We start from the raw sequence: 3,390 nt of genomic DNA on the forward strand, positions 1-3,390 counted from the left end.
GCCCGGCTCCGACCCCCGCGACCGCCTGGCCCGTGCCCTGCGCATGGACGCCTTCCCGGCCCGGCTCGCGGAGGATCCACGCGGCTTCCCCGCGGGCGTCGCGCCCGGGGTCACGGGACTCGTCCCGGGCCCCGAGGCGTAGACTGGAGGCACTCGGCCGGGTCCGCCCGGGGCCCGTCGAGTCCGACTCGAGGAGGTCGCCATGTCCGCCCAGACCCAGCCCGCCGCCACCCGCCGTGAGGACGCACCGCTCGGCGTCCTGGTGGGTGTGGACGGCTCCGACCAGTCCGTCTCCGCCGCCCGCTGGGCCCAGCGCGAGGCCGGCCTGCGCGGCGAGCCGCTGACCCTCGTCACCGCCTACTCGATCCCCGCGTACTGGGGTTACGGCGCGGACGCCGGCGGCGCCGTCCTGGACGACTCCCGTCTCCGCGAGGGCGTGCAGGCCCTCCTGGAGGAGGTCGCCGGCAAGCTCGACGCCGACGGGGTGCGTCCGGAGCTGCGTGTGGAGATCGGGGACGCGGCCGGCGTCCTCGTGGAGCTCTCCGCCGAGGCCTCCCTGCTCGTCTCGGGCGCGCGCGGCCGCGGCGGCTTCATGGGCCGCCTGCTCGGCTCGGTGGCCGCCGCGCTGCCCGGCCACGCGCACTGCCCGGTCGCCATCATCCCCGCCGGGGTCGAGGCCAGCCGCGCGGGGGACAGGACCGCCGTCGTGGTGGGCGTCGACGGTTCCGAGCAGGGTCGTGCCGCCGCTCTCGAGGCCGCCGAGGAGGCCCGCCTCCGCCAGGCCCCGCTGAAGCTCGTGTGCGCCGTCCCGCCCCTGGGCGCGAACGCCGCGTGGCTGGCCGTCAGCCTGGACGAGGAGGCCCGCGAGCGGGAGCTGCGCGAGCGTCTCGACGCCGGCGCCGCGTGGATCAGCTCCGAGTTCCCCGGCCTCGAGGTCCTCACCGAGCTCGTGGACGGCACCCCCGTGGACGTGTTGGTGGACCAGAGCGCCACCGCCTGCCTCACCGTGGTGGGCACGCGCGGTCTGGGCGGCTTCGCCGGTGCGATCGTCGGCTCCACGAGCCGCGGCGTCGCGGACCACGCGAAGGGCCCGGTGCTCGTCGTCCCGTTCCGCGAGGACGTCCGCCTCAGCCGCCGCGCCTCGTTCGGCCCGGTCCAGGACCAGCCGGAGTCCTGACCGGCGCTCAGCCCCAGCCGAGCTCGTGGAGGCGCTCCTCGGAGATGCCGAAGAAATGCCCGACCTCGTGCATGACGGTGACGGTGATCTCGTCCTCGAGCTCGGCGCGGGAGGTGCAGTGGCGGGTGAGTGGACCGCGGAACACCACGATCCGGTCCGGCATCTGCCACGCGAACTCGGCGCGCTCGGTCAGCGGCACGCCCTCGTAGAGGCCGAACAGCTCGGTGGCCGGGTCCTCCCAGCGCTGCGGCTCGTACTCGTCCTCCACCACCACGACGACGTTCGTCAGCAGCCGTGCCAGCTCGTCGGGGATACGGGCGAGGGCCGCGGAGACGGCGTCGTCGAACTCCTGCTCGCTCATCCACGTGGCGGCGGGCTGGTCGGGCGACGGGCGGTGGTCCACGGCGGCTCCTGGGGGTGCGGGGCTCCGCGGTGCGGAGGGCGGCCGGCCGGCGGCCGGACTTGCCGGAGGGTGTGCGGCCACCATAGACTCCCAGGGTCCACCTCGGGAATCTCGACATCGGACCTGCCCCTATCGTCTAGAGGCCTAGGACACCGCCCTTTCACGGCGGCGACACGGGTTCGAATCCCGTTGGGGGTACGCAGAACGGCCGCCCTCGGCGGCCGGAACGGCACGTGGAGCGTGGATTTGCACGACGCTCGGAGGCTCTGCTAGAGTTTCCACTCGTTGCGAAAGCGGCGAGAACAACAGAACATGGCCCTGTAGCGCAGTTGGTTAGCGCGCCGCCCTGTCACGGCGGAGGTCGCGGGTTCAAGTCCCGTCAGGGTCGCTCGGATCGTCCGATCACCGGCATTCGGAAACGGAGTCCGGTGACGCATGGTCCTGGTGACGAAGGTCGCCGGGCTCTGTAGCTCAGTTGGTAGAGCGTACGACTGAAAATCGTAAGGTCACCGGATCGACGCCGGTCGGAGCCACCACTTCGAGAAGGCCCCCCGCAGACGCGGGGGGCCTTCGTCGTCCGGGGCGACGGGCCGCTGACAGGCGGCGACGCGGTGGGCACACTGGGTCGATGCCCGATTCCCCCTCCGCCCGCGCGACCGGCGGCGAGACCGCGCTCGTGGTGATCGACGTCCAGCACAGCTACTTCGAGCATCCCGCGCTGGCCGCCCATCAGTCCGAGCTGACGGCGGCGGTCGTGGAACTGCTCCGGGCCGCGCACGAGGCCGGCCGTCCCGTCTTCCTGGTGCGGACCGAGCACGCGCGGGACCGCTCCACGTGGACGTTGAACATGCTGGCCGACGACGAGGGCTTCGCCTTCCCGGGCACCCGGCAGGCCGCTCTGCTCGACGGGGTCGCGGTGGCCGCCCCGGACGCCGTCGAGGTCGTGAAGACCCGGGACTCCGCCTTCCACGGCACAGGACTGGCGGCCGAGCTGCGGGGCCGCGGGGTGGATCGGCTCCTGCTGTGCGGCGTCTCCACCCACAGCTGCATCGCCGAGACCGCCACGGCCGCGTTCGCCCTCGACTTCCACGCCGCGATCGCGACGGACGCGATCGCCTCCGAGGAGCCGGCGCTGGCCGCGGCGATGCTCGACTTCCTCCGCGACGAGATGCGTCAGCCGCTCCTCGGGCAGGACGAGGCACTCACCCTCCTGCGCACCGGCCTCGTCCCCGACCGGGGCTGAGGGGCGTTCACAGGATCTCGACGTCGCCCTCGTCCGCACGCGTGCGGTCCTGGGCGTCCTCCTCGATGTGCATGGCGGCGGACTCCGCATTGCGCAGGGAGTCCGGGGCACGTCCCTCCCCGGCCCGGTGCTGCGGGTCGTCCGAGCCGCCGCGCACGGGCTGGCCGTCGCGGCCGTCCTCCGGCTCGGGGTCGCCGGCGGCGTTGGGATCGGCGAGCAGGTCCGTCTCGAGCTCTCGTTCGTCCTCGCGGTCCTCGAAGGGGACGTCGGTCATGGTGCGGGTCCTTCCTCTCACGGGCGGGCCCGTCCGGCGCCGCCGTCGTCGTGGTGCCCCACACCCTAGTTGTAAGAGGTCATGACGTTGTTGACTCGTGCCGGGGCCAACGAGGTTGGCGGGGCGTCCCCGCAGGAGGTATGAGGCCGATGGTAGTTGTAGTGGTTCACCCACACCTGCAGGGCCTCACGCCGAGCTTGCTCTGAGGAGTACGGGCGGGCGTAGAGGACCTCATCGACCATCAGCCGGTTGTACCGTTCGACCTTCCCGTTATGGCGCGGGGTGTAGGGGCG

The 3,390-nt window shown here is 73.0% G+C and carries 5 protein-coding genes and 3 tRNA genes; 5 read left to right on the forward strand and 3 right to left on the reverse strand.

Annotated elements, in window-relative coordinates; all coding sequences use genetic code 11:
• Positions 1-202 precede the first annotated feature (202 nt).
• Complete coding sequence (locus tag J1M40_RS07215) at positions 203-1,177, forward strand: universal stress protein (RefSeq protein WP_041103604.1); 975 nt, start codon at positions 203-205, stop codon at positions 1,175-1,177.
• A gap of 7 nt (positions 1,178-1,184) precedes the next feature.
• Here J1M40_RS07215 and J1M40_RS07220 read toward each other — a convergent pair whose 3' ends face one another.
• Positions 1,185-1,580, reverse strand: coding sequence for a metallopeptidase family protein (locus tag J1M40_RS07220; protein WP_010079615.1), 396 nt, complete (start codon positions 1,578-1,580; stop codon positions 1,185-1,187).
• A gap of 125 nt (positions 1,581-1,705) precedes the next feature.
• Here J1M40_RS07220 and J1M40_RS07225 point away from each other — a divergent pair.
• The 4 genes from J1M40_RS07225 (at position 1,706) to J1M40_RS07240 (ending at position 2,823) form a co-directional block, all read left to right on the forward strand.
• Positions 1,706-1,778: transfer RNA gene (locus J1M40_RS07225), tRNA-Glu, on the forward strand.
• 116 nt (positions 1,779-1,894) lie between these two features.
• Positions 1,895-1,968 (forward strand) — tRNA-Asp (locus tag J1M40_RS07230).
• A 72-nt stretch (positions 1,969-2,040) separates the two neighbouring features.
• Positions 2,041-2,116: transfer RNA gene (locus tag J1M40_RS07235), tRNA-Phe, on the forward strand.
• A gap of 92 nt (positions 2,117-2,208) precedes the next feature.
• Complete coding sequence (locus J1M40_RS07240; RefSeq protein ID WP_101967665.1) at positions 2,209-2,823, forward strand: cysteine hydrolase family protein; 615 nt, start codon at positions 2,209-2,211, stop codon at positions 2,821-2,823.
• 7 nt (positions 2,824-2,830) lie between these two features.
• On the opposite strand, the gene J1M40_RS07245 is transcribed toward J1M40_RS07240, so the two are convergent.
• Together J1M40_RS07245 and J1M40_RS07250 are read right to left on the reverse strand one after the other, a co-directional pair.
• On the reverse strand, positions 2,831-3,097 hold the full coding sequence (locus J1M40_RS07245) for a hypothetical protein (protein WP_041103606.1): 267 nt from the start codon (positions 3,095-3,097) through the stop codon (positions 2,831-2,833).
• A 65-nt stretch (positions 3,098-3,162) separates the two neighbouring features.
• The coding region (locus J1M40_RS07250) for an integrase core domain-containing protein (protein ID WP_206450643.1) at positions 3,163-3,390 on the reverse strand (228 nt) is incomplete at its 5' end.

Source organism: Micrococcus sp. KRD026 (genome assembly GCF_017168445.1).
GTDB classification, from domain to species: domain Bacteria; phylum Actinomycetota; class Actinomycetes; order Actinomycetales; family Micrococcaceae; genus Micrococcus; species Micrococcus luteus.

Excerpts from the sequence above, each read along its gene's own strand:
- J1M40_RS07215 (WP_041103604.1), top strand. The coding sequence starts at position 203 with ATGTCCGCCCAGACCCAGCCCGCCGCCACCCGCCGTGAGGACGCACCG.
- J1M40_RS07240 (WP_101967665.1), top strand. The coding sequence starts at position 2,209 with ATGCCCGATTCCCCCTCCGCCCGCGCGACCGGCGGCGAGACCGCGCTC.
- J1M40_RS07245 (WP_041103606.1), bottom strand. The coding sequence starts at position 3,097 with ATGACCGACGTCCCCTTCGAGGACCGCGAGGACGAACGAGAGCTCGAG.